14 protein-coding genes are annotated in these 16,656 nt (G+C 67.3%); 10 read left to right on the top strand and 4 right to left on the bottom strand.

Annotated features, from left to right (window positions below; all coding sequences use genetic code 11):
- Positions 1-14: 14 nt before the first annotated feature.
- The 3 genes from ACWD4O_RS07820 to ACWD4O_RS07830 form a co-directional block, all read right to left on the bottom strand.
- Positions 15-209 carry a DUF397 domain-containing protein gene (locus ACWD4O_RS07820; RefSeq protein WP_451278436.1) on the bottom strand — a complete coding sequence of 65 codons (195 nt, stop codon included), beginning with the start codon at positions 207-209 and terminating at the stop codon, positions 15-17.
- Positions 206-1,081: a helix-turn-helix domain-containing protein gene (locus tag ACWD4O_RS07825; RefSeq protein WP_451278538.1), complete on the bottom strand. Its 876-nt coding sequence runs from the start codon at positions 1,079-1,081 to the stop codon at positions 206-208. Before ACWD4O_RS07825 ends, ACWD4O_RS07820 begins: the two co-directional genes overlap by 4 nt.
- A 107-nt stretch (positions 1,082-1,188) precedes the next feature.
- Positions 1,189-2,280 (bottom strand): hypothetical protein, encoded by a 1,092-nt coding sequence (locus ACWD4O_RS07830; RefSeq protein ID WP_451278438.1) that lies wholly within the window; start codon positions 2,278-2,280, stop codon positions 1,189-1,191.
- A gap of 398 nt (positions 2,281-2,678) precedes the next feature.
- Between ACWD4O_RS07830 and ACWD4O_RS07835 the strand changes: the two genes are divergently transcribed.
- The 10 genes from ACWD4O_RS07835 (at position 2,679) to ACWD4O_RS07880 (ending at position 15,431) form a co-directional block, all read left to right on the top strand.
- Positions 2,679-3,752 carry a hypothetical protein gene (locus ACWD4O_RS07835; protein ID WP_451278440.1) on the top strand — a complete coding sequence of 358 codons (1,074 nt, stop codon included), beginning with the start codon at positions 2,679-2,681 and terminating at the stop codon, positions 3,750-3,752.
- Positions 3,753-3,971: 219 nt separating this feature from the next.
- Entirely contained in the window at positions 3,972-5,567 is a 1,596-nt protein-coding gene (locus ACWD4O_RS07840; protein ID WP_451278442.1) for a hypothetical protein, read from the top strand.
- Positions 5,568-5,830: 263 nt separating this feature from the next.
- Positions 5,831-6,253 carry a hypothetical protein gene (locus ACWD4O_RS07845; RefSeq protein WP_451278444.1) on the top strand — a complete coding sequence of 141 codons (423 nt, stop codon included), beginning with the start codon at positions 5,831-5,833 and terminating at the stop codon, positions 6,251-6,253.
- Positions 6,250-8,319, top strand: coding sequence for an Hsp70 family protein (locus ACWD4O_RS07850; protein WP_451278446.1), 2,070 nt, complete (start codon positions 6,250-6,252; stop codon positions 8,317-8,319). Before ACWD4O_RS07845 ends, ACWD4O_RS07850 begins: the two co-directional genes overlap by 4 nt.
- A gap of 187 nt (positions 8,320-8,506) precedes the next feature.
- Positions 8,507-9,745, top strand: a complete 1,239-nt coding sequence (locus ACWD4O_RS07855; RefSeq protein ID WP_451278448.1) for a DUF262 domain-containing protein — start codon at positions 8,507-8,509, stop codon at positions 9,743-9,745.
- The gene (locus tag ACWD4O_RS07860) at positions 9,738-10,865 is read left to right on the top strand and encodes an AAA family ATPase (protein ID WP_451278450.1); all 1,128 of its coding nucleotides are present in this window, start codon (positions 9,738-9,740) and stop codon (positions 10,863-10,865) included. The genes ACWD4O_RS07855 and ACWD4O_RS07860 overlap by 8 nt, the downstream gene beginning before the upstream one ends.
- Before the next feature lie 72 nt (positions 10,866-10,937).
- Positions 10,938-11,864 carry a hypothetical protein gene (locus tag ACWD4O_RS07865; RefSeq protein ID WP_451278452.1) on the top strand — a complete coding sequence of 309 codons (927 nt, stop codon included), beginning with the start codon at positions 10,938-10,940 and terminating at the stop codon, positions 11,862-11,864.
- Between the two features lie 44 nt (positions 11,865-11,908).
- On the top strand, positions 11,909-13,321 hold the full coding sequence (locus ACWD4O_RS07870) for a restriction system modified-DNA reader domain-containing protein (protein WP_451278454.1): 1,413 nt from the start codon (positions 11,909-11,911) through the stop codon (positions 13,319-13,321).
- Between the two features lie 118 nt (positions 13,322-13,439).
- Positions 13,440-13,952 (top strand): ATP-binding protein, encoded by a 513-nt coding sequence (locus ACWD4O_RS07875; RefSeq protein ID WP_451278456.1) that lies wholly within the window; start codon positions 13,440-13,442, stop codon positions 13,950-13,952.
- Between the two features lie 18 nt (positions 13,953-13,970).
- A complete protein-coding gene (locus ACWD4O_RS07880) occupies positions 13,971-15,431 on the top strand; it encodes a hypothetical protein (RefSeq protein WP_451278458.1) in 1,461 nt (486 codons plus the stop codon).
- Between the two features lie 37 nt (positions 15,432-15,468).
- Here ACWD4O_RS07880 and ACWD4O_RS07885 read toward each other — a convergent pair whose 3' ends face one another.
- Positions 15,469-16,509 carry a beta family protein gene (locus ACWD4O_RS07885; protein WP_451278460.1) on the bottom strand — a complete coding sequence of 347 codons (1,041 nt, stop codon included), beginning with the start codon at positions 16,507-16,509 and terminating at the stop codon, positions 15,469-15,471.
- Positions 16,510-16,656 lie beyond the last annotated feature (147 nt).

The raw sequence follows: 16,656 nt of genomic DNA on the forward strand, positions 1-16,656 counted from the left end.
TCTTGCGCGGCGACTCAGTGGTTCTGTTCGACGGCGTACCCGACGAACGTCGCCCAAACATCTTGGCCAACAGCCAGTCCGGGACGAGCAGAGTCCTTTGAGTCCCGTACATAGACAGCCTGAGAGCAGGTGGCTACCTCCACGCACTGGCCACCCTCACCACTGCTGTAGGTGCTCTTGACCCAGGTCAGTCCCGTTGCGCCCTTCATAGCTCTCCCAACAGTCCCTCGATGAAAGCCATCGACTCTCGTGGAGTAAGAGCCTGAGCCCGGATAATCCCATACTGCGCCTCAAGCTCCCGAACGGGTGTCCGCTCGGTGTAGAGGTGACTACTTTTCTGAACCTCTGCGTATGCGATCCGCTGCCCCGCCCTGGTCTCGATCAGGGTGAACGGACCTGCAAGTCCCGCGTGGTCCTCCCGCAGCAACGGCATGACCTGGATCTCGACGTTGCGGTTCTGCCCGGTGAGCAGGATCTGCTCAAGCTGGCCGCGATGAACCTCAGCGCCACCGATGGGGCGGCGCAGCACAGCCTCCTCAATGACGAAGCTCATCAGCGGCGCGGGCCACTGCGAGAAGATCTTTTGCCTGAGCATCCGAGCGGCCACCCTCTGCTCGATTGTCTCCTCGTCCAAGAGGGGTCGGCGCATCGCGAACACCGCCCGCGCGTACTCCTGGGTCTGCAAAAGCCCGTTGATCAAGTGTGTGTCGTAGACATGCAGCTCAACCGCCTCTGCCTCCAGCCGCGCCGCATCCCGAAAGAACGCCGGATACTGGGCCTTCGCGACCTCCTCCTTCATCTCCTGCAAGACGCCGCCCGCGTCCAGCAGTTCGTCCGCCACATCGATGAAGCGAGGCGACGGCGTTCGTCTCCCCTGCTCGAACGCCGCGATCGTGGACGCCGAGTACCCGGTCCGCGACCCGAACTCGGCGCGTTCCAGACCCGCTCGCAGCCGGAACCGTTTCAGTTGGCGTCCGAAGACCCGGAGGATGCCCGACCCCGGTTCAGGCGACCCCGACGCCTCCGTCTCGACGTCCGAGTCCACGCCCGCAACCCCGGTCTCGTCCGGCTCCCGCACCAGTTCACTCACCGTCCGCTCACCTCCACCGCCCGTACCGACCGATGCCCACGCTAGAAAGCACACGCTCACCACACCGCCGAACCTCGAAAGTTCACCAGAACAAGTGCTCAGGCGGCCGAGTGCACCGCTCCGCCCGTGCGGTGGTCACGGCGTTCCCTGCAATCGCGGCACACTGCGCGCGGATCATGCGTACGGATCGCACGTTCGCACCCGTCGCAGGTGACCAGCGGCACCCGCTGCGCTGCGGGCGTCGCCGCCGCCGTACGAAGAGGCACCGCTGGCAATGGCGGTGGGAGCAGGGTGCTCAAGCGGTATTCGACGAAGCTCGCCGGGTGGTGGATGGGAACGGCCTCGGACGGCAGGCCTGCGGTGAGCGTGCGGGTGATCTGGTCCGGCGTCGCGACGCGGGCGAGCCAGGTCTCGACAGCAGGCACAAGCCGCTGGACGTCCCGTTCGGACAGCCACAGCCGGGTATCGGCGAGACGTAGACGCGCGAGCAGGTCAGCCGCCGGGCCTGCGGGCATCGTGACGGGTTCCGGGGCCGCACGCCTCGTACGGACCGAATCCGGCACCGATACCTCCGCTGCCGCCGGAACAGCCACCGGCCCGGGTGCAGACAGAACCGCAGGTTCAGGCCCGGCCGCCGCCGTAGAGGCAACAGCCCCCAAGCCACCCCCGCCCGCCACCAACGCGCGTACAACAGCTGCCGGATGATCGAGAAAGAACGTACGCGTGGCGATCCGGCCGCCCCCGAGCGGCACCCGGCGGCGGACGAGGTACCCAGCCGCCTCCAGTTCCCGCAACGCCTTGCCGATCGTCACCTCACCCTCCGGGAAGCGCAGGGTCAGCGCCTTGATGGTGACCGAGGCACCGTCCGGCAGGGACTGGATGTGGACGCCGATGCCGATCGCCGTAGCGGAGAGCCGCGGGTGCTGGGCGAGATGGTTGCCGACGACGGTGTAGCGCTCGGTGTGGCGGTGCCGTACGTGGAGGACTCCGGCGCGGGGTGCGTCCGGCGGGAGTTCCGGAGGTACGGGCGGCGGGTGCTCGGACAACGGGAACGCGGGCAGGGCCGCGTTAGACTGCGGTTCAGCCATGGGGAAGGTGATGTCTTCCTGTGTGGTCAGGCCCTCGCCGGGATTGCCGTCCTGCCGGGGGCCGTTCTCTGTCTGTGGTTGTGTGCGGCGACCGTACCCCACCCGCCTGGCCCGCTGACGGCCCGATCACTCGAACGAGTGGCACCCCAACTCGCGGACGACCAGGCCGGGTTTGGTGGGGTCGGTAGTTTCCCCAAAGGCTTTGAAGAACATCGCGCACGACCGCGTCACGGAATCCCGCGCCCCGGTGCCGACCTGGGCAGATGTCCGGTCACCGAGCCATCCGACCTCCGCCTCGATCACATGCGGGCATGCACCTCTGCGGCCTACCTCAACAAGCGGCACCAGCCCCTCCTCGCCCTCCCCCAGGCCCTCCGAGGGCGTGAGACGGCCCCCTCTGCTCACTACGCTCCGTTGGCCCGCAAGCAGTCCCGTCGGCAGAGGCCGTACGGACCACTGCCCAACGGATCAACCGCCACCCTCCGAAAGGCCTTGTGGCCATGCCCCGCACCGCACCCGTCCCAGGATTCCCGCCACCGCCGCCCGCCGACCCTCCCCGCACACCCTGGTGGCGAACCGGGTGGGCACGCGCCGGCTTCGTCCTGGCCGTACCGGTGCTCGGTTTCCTCAACGCGTTTCTCGGGTTCCTCATGCTGCTGCTCGCGCTCGTCCTCCTGTGGCGGGGCAACATCTGGCGGAAGTCGTGGAAGGTGACCGCGACCGTCGCGGCCGTGGTGCTGTTCGGGGCGGTCCTGCCACCTGCACCCCAGAACAAGACGTCGGACACCGTGGCGGAGACGAACGCGAAGGCACGCAACGCCGGAAGCCCTGTCAGCTCCCCGGCGCAGCAGCAACCCAAGCCGACACCCGCCCAGGACATCCCGAACTACCGTGGCCTACGGCTGGACAGAGCAGAGGAGAGGGCACAGGCCGACGGATTCACCGCCGGCAGCCACGACGCGTCCGATCAGAACAAGGGCATCTGGATGCGCTCCAACTGGACCGTCTGTTTCCAGCAGGTCGGCACAACGTCCAGCGGCAGGAGGACGATCGACTTCGGAGCGGTGCAGACCGGCACGCCATGCCCCACACGAGACGGCGGCCCCATCCCCTGGCCGAGGATGCCCAATCTGATCGGCGCGACCTGGAAGGCGGCTCAGAAGAAACTCGCCGCTCTCGACGTTCAGTCCGAACGGACGTACACGACCACGATCTACGGAAACGACACTCTCCCCGAAGTGGGCGAGTACGACGAGTGGCAGGTGTGTGCCCACGATCCCGCTCGCGAGGAACGGATCCCCGACAGCACGTCGGTGACGCTCTGGCTGTCCGCGCCGGAGAACGACTGTCCAGCCCAGGCAGGGGAGAACTACGGATCGGCCCTGCTGCCCGACCACGACGACGACAGCGACCCGGACTACCTCGACCCGTTCCCCCACGACCGGAACCGCAACAGCACCTTCCCGGACGGCCTGCCTGACGGCTCGGGTGGGTCAGGTGGATCAGGTGGCTCGTCAAGCAGCTCGTCCGGCGGAGGCGGCTGGGGCGGCTGTCGGCACTCCCGCTTGTGCTGAGCAGAACACCTGGGCGCCTCGCGACCGGCGCGTGCCGTATCCGCCATTGTCCATGGTCACGATATGTACGAGGCCGTATGGATTGTCAGACCGCGCAGCTAACCTGACGGCGTGTATGACATGACGGACCCGGTAGCCGCTCGTCAGGCAGCGAAAGCCGCTGAACAAGAGCGGCTGAAACGTGCGCGGGAACGCAAGGAGAGCCGGGGTTCCTCGGGCGTGAGCGGTTTCGTTCAGCGCAAGTGGCGTTGGCTCGGCGTCGGTGGCAGTGAGGCGGTCGAAGCCGTGCTGGCCATGCTCACGGAGGCGGCGGCCGCCGACGGAATACCCGAGGCGGAACGGGCTGTTCTCACGCAGGCCCTCGAAGGAGATCCGGACCGGGAGAGCCTGTTGCCCGCCGTGAACGCAGGGCTGAGCCTCCTGTCGCCGGAGTCGGTCCTCGGTCATCTGCGGAACATCTGGGCCAACGGTGTGCGATGGCTCAACGAAGCGGGCCTGGAGCGGTGCAGGGTGCTGTGTTCGACGGCACCCAGCCTGGACCTGGTCAGCAAGCGCTCCCACTCGGTCTCGGGCGGACCCGCCTTCAGTCTCTTCGCGACCGCGGCCACGCGCGGCGCGATACCCGTGCCGAACCGCTATCTCGACGAGCTTCTCCCGTGGGCGCCCCTGTCCGTCATCGACGATCTGATCGACCACGGTGGCCTCATGCCCGAGGACACACCTTGGACGAAACGGGACGCTGAGGAAGGCCTCTACCTGCGGGCGCGTCTCGCCCCGGCGAAGGTCACCGGCGAGCAGGCCGAGCGACTCGCCTGGCATGCGTATCTGCGCCGGCAGTCCTTCCTCCTGGGTGAAACCCTCGTCCGGCAGGAACCGGACGACGTGTGGGACCTGCTGTACGACGTCGTCATGGACGGCGATGTGACGGCCGTCAACGCACTCGACGCGGCCCTGCCCCGGCCCCAGCAGATCGAGCTCCGCGACCTCAGGTCGGGCGCGCTGTCCGGACAGTGGCCGCTGGCCATGACCGAGGACCGAGGACTGTGGCTGCTGATGGCCGCCCTGTGGCGCCCAAGGAATCTGGTCGACGCCGGACGGAGTCCGTTCTACGCCCTGGTCGCCCTGAACCGCGCCTACGACCTCGTGAAGACCGGTGACCTGGAAGCGGCGGCCGAGCAGGCTCGCTCCCTCACCCGGGACAGTGTGAGCAACCGCAAGGTTCCGGCGGACCTGGTACAGGAGGCCCACGTCCTCGCGGCGTACGTGGCCGTGGCACAGAGCGAGCAGCACGAGTCGCCCGCCGGACGCGACCGGCTTCTCGACTCCGCCGAGGAGTACGCCGACAAGGCCGCCGCGCAGGGAGGAGTCGTCGCCGAACGCAACCTCCGGCTCCTTCGTGCCTGGCGGGGGACGAGAAGGAACGACCGTGGTCCGTTCAACAATCCCTTCCTCGACATCGGCCTCGATCACGGAGCCGACGGGTGGGAGGAACGCTGCCGGGACATCTTCCGGGAGCGCGAAGGTAACGCCAGGGCCCAGTCGGAACTGAACATGGCCGAGGAACGCATCCGGGGCGCGCTGCGCGGCGAGGCGGGCTGGGACGTCTTCTACCAGTTGCCGCTCGACCGGTCGCGATACATCATGCCCTCCCAGGTGCCGAACCATCTGGTGCCCCCGGTGGAGGCCCTGCCCCGCCGGACTCCGGTCACCAGTGGCGGCGAGCTGGAGGCTATCCGTGCCCGTGCCGCCGCCGAGCTGCTCGAAGACTTCCGGACCACCGCGCCACGCCTCGACCGCCACAGTTCCGCGCTATGACCGCGTCGTAGCCCTGACCAACCGTCCGAGCCGAACGAAGCAGAGCAGCCCTGATGCCTCCGAAGAAGAAGACTCCCAAGAGAGAGCGAGCACACCGCCCGTGTCCCGCGTGCGGCCAGACGCAACCCGGGGCGCAGGGCGCTCCGCCACCGCACAAACCCGGAGGCCTGAAGCGCCGCCGGGAACGGCACACGGATGCCGGGGACAAGCCCACGGAGACCGGTGTCGTCGAAGCTCCTCCTCGTCCTGATCCGCTCGACGCGATGACGGTCATCAAAGGGGTGGCGGCCCGCGTGCCGGAGGCCCTGGAGGCTGCCGGGGCGGACGAAGTGCCCCCGGCCGGCGCGCTCACCGCGGCCGTGCGCAGAGCGGTCCTGGACGAGTTCCGTACACGCGCCCAGTTCGCCGGTCGTCTCGCCGAGATCGACGCGCTGCTGTGGTCCCGAGCGGGAGAAAGCCGCGAGACCGTCGGGGGCGCGATGACGGCGCACCTGCGGGAACTGCGGCTGCTGCGGGTGACGGAGCCCGAGGAGAGCGACCGGTTCGTGGTGACGGAGGGCGAGGGAGACGCCTTCGAGTTGCTGAGTCCGGCGTACGTGGATGAGTTGACAGGGAAGGTCATTCTCGCGGGGCAGCTCCGGCGCATCGCCGGGCCCGCGGGTGTGAGGGCGGGGGAGGAAGCATGACGGCTGCCGGAATCGACTTCGGGACCACCAACTCGGTCGCGGCCCAGTGGAACGGCGAATACGTCGAGGTCCTGGAGATCGGTGGACAGGGGCTGGACGCGAACTGGCGGCGCGAGGGCTTCGAGCTGCTCTACCCGTCGGTCGTCGGCACGAGTTCCCTGCGGCCGGGCACCCTGTTCGGCTGGGAGGCGAAACTCCGCTCGGAGCAGGCCGTCGAGGCGTGTAAGCGGATGCTGCGCGAGGAGCCCTTCGTCACGCTGGGCGGTGATCGGTTCGCCGCGACCACGGCCGCCGCGGGCGTCTTCCACGCCATCGCGGGCGCGGCGGAGGAGGAGGCGGCCACCGAGATCCGCGAGGCCGTGATCACCGTGCCCGCCAACGCGACCGGCGCGGCCCGTTTCCGGACCCGCGAGGCCGCGCGTGCCGCGGGCCTCACGGTCCGCACTCTGCTGAACGAGCCGACGGCCGCGGCGATCGCGTACGCGCACGAGATGGAGATCGACGGCGAGTTCCTGGTCTTCGACTGGGGCGGCGGCACGATGGACGCCACCCTCCTCCTGCACGACGACGGGTTCTTCGACGAGAAGGCGAGCCGGGGCGTCAACCGCCTCGGCGGCCTGGAGATCGACGCCCGGCTGCGCCGTATGGTCCTCGACCGGGCTCCCGTACGCGGGCGTTGGAGCGATTCCGAGAAGCGGATGTTCGCCCTGGAGATCGAGCGGGCCAAGATCCTCCTCTCCCATCAGGAATCGGTCCGTGTCCAGACGCCCGACGACGTCACCGTCGAGATCGGGCAGGGCGAGTTCTCCGAGGCCATCCAGGACCTCATCAACCAGGCCCTCGATCCGGTGGAGGAATGCCTGGAGCAGGCTCGGATCGACCCGCGGGACCTCACCGCGGTGCTCATGATCGGTGGCAGCAGTCAGATCCCGGCAGTGCGCGCCGCGGTGTCCGAAGCACTCGACTGCGAACTCGTGGACACCTCGCTGTGCGACCCGATGACCGCGGTGGCCGAGGGGGCGGCGATCAGCGCCGCGGCCATGGACGGCGAGCTGAAGAGCATCATCCGGGTGGTCAACACGCACGCCCTGGGCACGATCACGAAGGACCGCGAGGGCAGGCGGAGCTTCAGCGCCCTCATCGACCGGAACCAGCGCCTTCCGCAGCAGCGCGTGAAGTCGTACGAGCCGACGAAGGACAACGTCTCCCAGCTGACCGTGGAGGTCTGGGAGGGCGACCCCGACCGCGAGGTCGGCCACCCGGACAACGTCAAGCTGACCGACCTCGTCCTGACCTACCCCCGCCGCTGCACGGTCGAGGACGGTGTCTTCGACCTGGAGTACACCTACAGCAAGGAAGGCCTGCTGACCGTCAGGGCGACCTTGCAGAAGACCGGCGAGGTGGTCCTCGACGGCGAGGTGAAGGTGTTCGGGGACGGGAACGTGCTTCCGGAGGTGAAGAAGGAGCTCGACCGGCTGCTCTCTCTCGCCCCTGCCGCGCGGCCCGCGACCGCGCCGACCCATCCCCAACAGCGGAACGCCGACGGTCGGAGCAACGGTGTGTCCAAGCCCGCCCCTCCTCGTTCCGCCGACTCGACGGCCGGCGCACCCACGGTCGCGCCGCCGCTCGTCATCGATGGATCCAACCTCGCGTGGAACGGACGGCCGCCGCGCACGACGGGCGGTAAGCCGAGCTTCGCGGCGCTGGAGGCCGCCGTACGGTCGCTGCGGTTCAAGCACGCCGACCGTGACATCCACGTGGTGGTCGACGCCACGCTCCGCCACGACGTGTCCCCCGAGGAACGGCCCCGCGTGGAGGCGGCCATCGCCGACGGCACCGTGGTGCAGCCCCCGGCCGGAACCGAAGGACGGGGCGACGCGCTGGTGATCAGCATCGCCCACGAGGTCGGCGGGGTCATCGTCTCCAACGACAACTTCGCACCGTTCCAGCGGGCCAATCCGTGGCTGCGGGACGCGGGGAGGGTCATGGGGGCCACGCACTCGCAGGGTGTCTGGGTCTTCAACCGGCGCGTGCCCAATCCGGCGCCGCCGGCTCAGCGGAGATGAGGGGCTCGGGCAGTGGCAGGACCAGATACCGCCGACCGACGGTAGGAGTCGTCTGGCCGCCCATTTCCCTGAAGGCTGCGGCTCGGCCCGCTCCGGAGCCAACGCCGGGCGCTGCCGGTAGTCGATCAGCTACTGTACGGACACGTTCGAATCATGGGTGGCACGTACATATGCGGAGGGGCACATCGTGGTCGGCAGCGCTCCCGTGCCGGAGCCGGAAGAGTCGTCGGATACGCCCTCCAGCGCGCACACTGCGTCCGGCAACGAGGAACCAGCGGTGGAGTTCACCGATACGGGACGCAGCACCGGCATCGAGGTGGAGGACATCGGCGAGGCCGGGAGGCTTCCCTTCAACCCTGAACTGATCGAGGTTCATCCACGTAACCCCACGGTCGACCTCATCATCCAGCGGCTGAAGCGCGGAATGCTCGACCTCCAGCCCGACTTTCAGCGGCAGTCGGGCATCTGGAACGACACCGCGCAAAGTCGGCTGATCGAATCACTGCTGCTACGCATCGCACTGCCGACGCTGTACGTGGCGGAAGAAGAGGACGAATCCTGGTCTGTGGTGGACGGGGTTCAGCGACTCTCCACCATCGTTCGCTTCGTCAAGCCCGAGGCAGCTGGGCTGGAGCCACTTCTGCTGGAGAACCTGGAGTACCTGGGCCACGACGGCAGGGGCTACGAGGGAAAAAGCTTTGACGAACTCCCCGGTCGCATGCAAACGCGCATCCTGGAGACGGAACTCTCCGTGCTACTCATCCGCAAAGGCACGCCGGAAGAGGCCAAGTTCAATATCTTCGCCCGTATCAACACGGGCGGGCAGCCACTCACCCGGCAGGAACTCCGACACGCCTTGATCCCCGGACCGGCCCGTGACCTGCTGGCCAAGCTGGCGAAGAGCAGCCATTTCCTGGAAGCCACGGCCGGCAGCATCTCTCCCGCGCGCATGGCGGAGCGTGAACTGTGCCTTCGATTCCTCGCCTTCTGGATGACCCCGCCAAGACGTTATGTCACACAGGACTTCGACGGCTTTTTGCGCACGACCATGCACTACATCAACGCCCTTCCGGCTGAGGATCTGGAATTGCTGGAAACGCGTTTCTACGTCGCGATGAAGCGCAGCCGGGAGGTCTTCGGAAGGAATGCTTTCCGGAAACAGTTCCACGGCATCACTCGCCGCTACCCCATCAACAAGGCGCTCTTCGAGGTGCAGGCAGTGAGCGTGGCCCGGTGTACACGCGACGAGGTCCACGTCCTGCGCGAGCGGGCTTCGCTCGTTGAGGAGAAGTTCGAGGAGCTGATGGACGACCCGGACTTCTACGACGCCATCTCCTCAGGCACCGGCGACGCCAACAAAGTCAACTACCGCTTCCAGTCCATGAAGGACCTGTTCCGCGAGGTGTTGGAGTCCACGGATGCTTGAGTCGCTCACCCTCACCAACTTCAAGGCGTTCGCTCACCAGGAACTCCGTCTGGCCCCTTTCACCCTGCTGACCGGGCTCAACTCCTCCGGTAAGAGCTCCGTCCTCCAGTCCCTGGCACTCCTGCGGCAGTCGTACGAGTCCGGTGACCTTGCCCCGGTCGGCGGCAGTGAGGCCGGGTTGCTGCTCAACGAGGAGTTGGTACAGCTCGGCATCGGGCAGGACGTGCGGCACGAGTCGTACGACGAGACCGGTCCGTACATCACGCTCGCGGTGCGCGGCGACGAAGCTTCCATGCAGTGGAATGCCGTCTACGAGCGGGAGGCCGACCACCTCAAGCTGCTGCCCGACGAGGAAAGGGGCGGCTGCGAACCGAGCCGGTGCCTGCCCACCCTGTTCGGACCCGGCTTCCAGTACCTGAAGGCCGACCGCGTCTCGCCCCAGGTCAGTTACCCCCGCTCGCACCACGCCGTGTCCACGCGCGGCTTCCTCGGCGCGCACGGCGAGCACACCGTGAACTACCTGCGCGCCCACCAGGACGACCCTGTCGAGTCGTCCGCGCTTCTCGTCCGTGACGCGGCGTCCGCCACGCTCCTCGGTCAGACAGAAGCCTGGATGCAGAAGCTTTGCCCCGGGGTGAGCCTGGAGGCGGCCGGCATCGACGGAACCGACACGGTCCGGCTCAGCTACCGCTTCGGCACGGGCGTCTCCCAGTCCAACCGGTACCGCCCCACCAACGTCGGTTTCGGGCTCACGTACGTCCTGCCGATCGTCGTCGCCTGCCTGTCGGCCAAGCCCGGCTCGTTGATCCTGCTGGAGAACCCGGAGGCGCATCTGCATCCGCAGGGTCAGACCTGGATGGCGTACCTGGCGAGTGCGGCAGCGGCGAGTGGGGCGCAGATCGTGATGGAGACGCACAGCGACCACGTGCTCAACGGGCTACGGCTCCGCGTCAAGCAGGAGCTTCTGAGCACCGACGCGACCGCCGTGCACTACTTCCGACGCAAGGATCAGACCTCGGAGGTCGTCAGCCCGGTCGTCGGGCCGGACGGGCGCCTCTCCGAGTGGCCCGAGGGCTTCTTCGACGAGTGGGAGAACTCCCTCGACCAACTGCTCGACTGAGCAGGCGCACGGAGTCATCGAAGCGCCCCGGGGGGTCGGGGCCATCGGCGCGGAACGAGAATGGGGTGGGGCGTGCCGCTGCATGTATTTCTCAACGAACGGTCCTGTGCGTCCGAGTGTGAGGAGGACGAAGTCGCGGAGGGCATGCGCGCCTTCGTGGGCGTGCTCAGGCAGTTACAGCGTCTGCGCGGCATCAGCCTCGCTACCCAGAATCCGTTCGACGAGACGGAACTCGCACGAGGCTACTACTACGCGGAATGGCGCAATGACGCCCGCAACAAGGAAGAGGCTCTCTACTTCCAGCGGATGCGCGACCGCTGTACATCCTTCACAGCCGCCCTGCACGCAGCGGCTGCGGACGAGCGGGACGACGTATGGCATCGCTTCAAGGGAGTCGACGTCCACGGACTTCGCGCGGCCTTGATGGTGGACGGGCTCGCGCTCAGTCTGCCGCTGGCTTCGGACTGGGACACCGCCTGGCTGGACCTGGACATCGAGGAGTTGTCGGAGGGCCCTGGGCCCGGAGACATCGTCGTCGATGAGTACACGGACAAGGTCCGGCACACCTCCCGGAAGGCGCACCTCTGCGAGCACCAGGACTGGATCCTCCGTGAAGGACTGGACCGCGTCTCCACTGGAGCCGAACTCTGGGCCGGGCGAGCAGACTTCTTCCCCCATCTCCAGTTCCTCGACCGAGTGAAGGACGATCTGGAGAACCTCGACCCGCGGTGGTTCAAGGGTGCCCGCCAGCTACTGCGACAACTTGAGACCACCGCCGCCCAATGGGACCCGGCTTCCTCCACCGGACCACACTGGGAAGCCCCGAACATCAGAGGGGAACACGAGAACTCCCGCAAAGACCGAATGTGGGAGGACAACGGCAAGGACGAATGCTTCCAGCTGCACGGAAATCTGAACCGTGGCGCCGGCCGCATCTACTTCCGGCTGGTTCACGACGAGAAGGCCATCCGCATCGCTCACATCGGGCGCCACCTCTGAAGCAGACACTCTTGGCCCCCTCCATCGACAAAGGCGCAGGTGACATGACTGATTCCACCGCCAGTCCCGCAGAGACGCAGTCCCGCGCCCGCTACCTCCTGGACGGACGGCGGGTGACCCTCACCGATCTGCTCAGTGCCGGGCTTCTGGCGGAAGGCCAGCGCCTGTCGTTCGTTCGGCCCCGGATGGGCGAGAGGCACGACGCCACGGTCACGTCCCGGGGATGGATCCGGCTGGCGGACGGGGAAGAGTTCCGTTCGCCGTCCAAAGCGGCCACGGTCGCTGTCGGGTACGGGACGTTCGACGGATGGGAGGCGTGGCAGGTGGACGACGGCAGATTCCTGATGCAGTTGCGCCAGGAACTGCTGGACCGGGCCGCCGAGGAAGCCGACCCCACAGAACCGGAGGAGCAGCGGCAGACATCGCTGTCGCCCAGCGAGCGCCACGCCCGGCTGAAGAAGGCCCGTGAGTCGGCCGAGGCGGGAAGTCCGTTCACTCTCTCCGTGCAGGAATTGCTGGGCTGGTGGGGCGCGACAGGCCGAGGGCTCGTCAACGAGCAGATCGAGGCCGAACTCGCCAACCACAGCCTCATCACCTCGCCCGAGTTCGACAAGGTCCCCCTGACCGCCACGGTCCACCTGGTCAAAGCCGCGGAAGAGGACACCAAGGACGTTCCTCTCACCGGGTCTCCGGCGACCGGCACAGTTCCGGTCGGCACGTCCGAAGAGCAGGAAGCACGCGAGACCGGACTGACCGTGGGCACCCTGCCGTCCGCACTCGGCGGCGTCATCAGCGTCAAACCGACGGCCACCTTCGAGGAGGTCATCACACTGATGGTGCTCCACGATTTCTCCCAACTGCCCGTCCTCGCCGGTCCGCACAGCCTGGCGAGATCCGTCTCGTGGAAATCGATAGCTCGTGCCCGGCACGCCGACCCCGGAGCCCACCTATCCCAGGCGGTCGTGGACGCCCGGGACGTACGCTACGACCACGACCTGATCGACCTTCTTCCCACTCTCGCCGAGTACGACTTCGTCCTCGTCAGAGACCAGCGGAACGCCATCGCGGGCATCGTCACCGCCGCCGACGTGGCCCAGGCCTACGGGGATCTGGCCGGACACTTCCTCCTGATCGGGGAGATGGACCGCAGGCTGAGGCAGGTCATCGCGGGAGCCTTCACCCTGCCCGAGGTCACCAAACTCTGTGACTCGAAGGGCGAACGCATCAAGTCCTTCGGCGACATGACCGTCGGCGACTACAAACGCGTACTGGAGAACCCCGAGCTGTGGGAGCAACTCGGATGGCCGCTCGACCGCAAGGTGTTCATCGAACGGCTCGACGAGATCCGCAAGATCCGTAACAACGTCATGCACTTCAACAGCAGCGACCCTCTGCCGAAGGGCGACGTGGACAAGATCCGCAACCTCAACAAGTTGCTGAGGGAGTACGGGGAGTAGATCCAGGAACCCCCTGCCGCACACCGCCGCCTACACGTCACACACCGTCGCCTACGGCGGCTCGCTGTGTGCGCGTCGGACCTGGGCACATCAGTGTGCGCCCGGCAGCGTTGGCGGCATGAACAGCGAGCACTCACCCACTGCCACGACGGCGACCGCATCGTGTGGCGCGGCAGAAGTGGGCACCACGACGGACGAGTTCACCATGCGCTTCAGCTCGACTCCCCGAGGCGCCCGCCTCGCCCGGCGTCTGGTCTCGGCCCGGCTCCACGCGTGGGGGCATCCCTACACGTCCACCGCGAACGAGAGGCTGACCCTCATCACGGCCGAACTGACCGCCAACGCTGTACGCCACGGCCATGTACCCGGCCGGGACTTCGAGGTGCGGCTCGTCGCTACCAGCGAGACGCTGCGCGTGGAGGTCTCCGACACGCGTGGGGAGCGCGTTCCGCTGCTATCGCTGCAGGAGGCTCCCGGTGACGCCGAGTCCGGTCGCGGGCTGATGCTCGTAGCCACGCTGGCCGACCGATGGGGCGTCGAGCCACGTGCGGTGGGCCCCGGGAAGACCGTGTGGGTGGAGAAGACGGTCTCTCTCACCGGTCGCTCGCCCGCCCTCGGGATGCGGCGATGACTCGCGTACTCTCCGTGCATGGTTTACGTCATAGCGCTCAGTGAGAAGGAACTCGACCGTATTGACATGGACTTACGGCTGAAGCAGTCCTTCACCAAGACTGTCGCCGCCGATTCCTTGCCCAGTGGTTCCGAGCCTCAGATCACTCTGCTCGTCAAACGGTCGCCCACAGCCGGGCAGACCTCTCCGCTGGTCTGGCTGGGGGTCGTGCGGCAGCCACGCGGAGACAAAGTGGCGGCAGTCGACTCCCGGGTCAACGTGGAACTGCTACGAGAGTGCCCCATCTCTGTCTCGTTGCAGGCCATTGAAAAGAAACTCCCCCTGCATGTCCGCAATGTGGTCCTTGCCGCTTCGGGCAGAGAATTCACCATCCTGGACAACGTGGCATCCGAAGCCCTCCTTTCGGCTCTCACCCAGCATCATGAGAAGCTCCGCCGACTACTCGACTTTCTGGGTGAGGCTGCCGCGCCAGAACGCCTCGATCCGCTGAGCCGGGCCGAGGACGCCTCTTGGCAGGAGCAATACGAAGCTGCCCGGCTGGCTCTGGCAACCGTGGGGATTCCGCCGGCTCGGCTGGCCGCTTGGCGCCGCCCGACCAATCGTCACAAGCCCTTTCTGGCTGGTTTGATCGCCGAGCCGTATGAGCCGTCGCTACTTGACTACGACATGCATCACTTCTTCGATGGAGACGACGTCTTCCAGTCCATGGGGCCGCCGTATGTTGGCGGCTCTCTCGGCTCCGCCTTTCGATGCGACATCCAAGTCTTCGAACACCTCGGCCGCCGAATCGAAATCGCGAACGTCAACGCGTCACCGGTCGAAACTCGCCTCGGCACCGACCTGATTTTCTACCACGAGCCGACGCAAAGCTTTGTGCTGGTGCAGTACAAGCGCCTTCCGCACGAGGCCGGGAACCGCTGGATTCGCGTTGACAAGAAACTGTTGAGCCAGCTGAGCCGACTGGAGCGAGTGGCCGCCCTCAGCCGCCCAGCGGGCCTTCCCCACGAGTGGCGGCTCGGCCCTGATCCCTGCTTTGTGAAGCTCTCCTACTGGCCCCTGACGGAGACCATTGACCCAGGCCCCGCGCCCGGCATGTACCTGCCCGTACCATACGTACGGCTGCTGCTGGAAGACGACGTCACACGGGGCCCCAATGGCGGACGGCTGCTCGGATACCCCCAGATCGACCGGTATCTGACGAACACCGAGTTCACCACACTCATCAAGAACGGCCTGGTGGGCACCGTCGGCACAACGATCGAGCAACTCGCGGCACTCGGTGCGCAACGGGCCGAGGAAGACAAGATGTCCGTAGTCCTCGCCGTCGAGAGGGCCACAGGCCCACTACGCGAGACGGTCAAGGAGCGACACAGGCGCAATCACGCCCAGGGGTACGACAAGGCGCTCGCCAACCGCTTGCGCAGGCAGCGTCGTGACGCACCACCCATTCCCGGTCAGCAGACGTTCCCCGAGGCATAGAGCTTGGCGGTCGCGGGCCGGTCCGGATCGGGAACACTCACAGGCCAAGGCTCCGCACCATGAACGTCATGTGCTGGATGTTGCCCACCTTGTTCCACGTGGAGTGATTGCCGGGGCTGACGGAGCCTTCCGTCCGGTCGCGCAACCACCTCTCCCCCGCTCCCTCGGCCACACCACGGAAGTCCGCGAGGCTGGTGATACAGCGCGCGGCCTCCCGGTTGGCATCGTCGTACTGCCTGCCGTGCGGCACCTTGGACAGGTGGTAGGAACGGGTCGTCGTGTAGCGGAGAGCACCCCATGGCGGGCCCCCGTCGCGCGAAGGCGGGGGCTGGGTGACGTAGGCAGCAGGATGGATGCCGTAGTCGCCGTAGCGCAGTCGGGGCAGATACGGGCGTTCGCTGTGCCGGATCTCGTGCCACGCCTCCCAGTCCGTGCGGGGGGCCTCGTACGGGACGCCCTCCCGGAAGTCTTCGGGCGGTTCGGGGAAGCCTCCGGCCATGACGGTCACCGTGCGCCAGGAGGTGAGTGGGACCAGGGTGTCCAGGGCTCGCACAGCCTCCTTGGCGGCATCGGGGCGGTCGGGCAGGACGGTGGCGAGGTCGAGGAACAGGTCGGCGGGGTGGTCCTCGGGCATCCGGTCGAGCAGCGCGGCAACGTCCGAGACCGTGCGGTCGTTCCAGTCGCCGGGGAGCCGTATACGAATACCGAGTCCGTCCTCTCGGTGGCGAGCCGCGGCCAGCGCGAGTGACTGCTGGGCGCCGGGGCGGCCGGGTCCGGTGACCGGCCGCAGGTTGCGGTGGTCCCACCACTCGGGGGCCAGGACGTCGGCCAGTACCGCTGCCTCGTCCTCGTCGGCGAAAGGTGCGTCCAGCCACCCGGAGCCCAAGCGCTGTGCGGTGGAGACATCGCCGGCCTCCTTGGCCAAGCGTTCGGCCAGTGGTTTCGGGAGCATGCCGATGCGGGGTGGCAGCGTCCACAGCGGAGCGACCTGACGCTGTACGTCCGGCGCCAGCCCGCGGTAGGCGGCCGCCGCGTGCGGCCGGGTCGGCAGGACGGGAACGTACAGCGGTACGGACATGGCGTTCCCCCTCGGCGCTGCCCGTGCTCGGTTCTTCTTCGCTCGCCTGCGTTCTGCGCGCTCTCGCGCTTCCTTCGACCTACTTCGACTTCCTTCGACCGACTTCCTTCAGGGTGAAACCAGTGAGGAAAGCCCGAAAGGGCGCCA

The sequence above is a fragment of the Streptomyces sp. NPDC002623 genome (assembly GCF_053592635.1).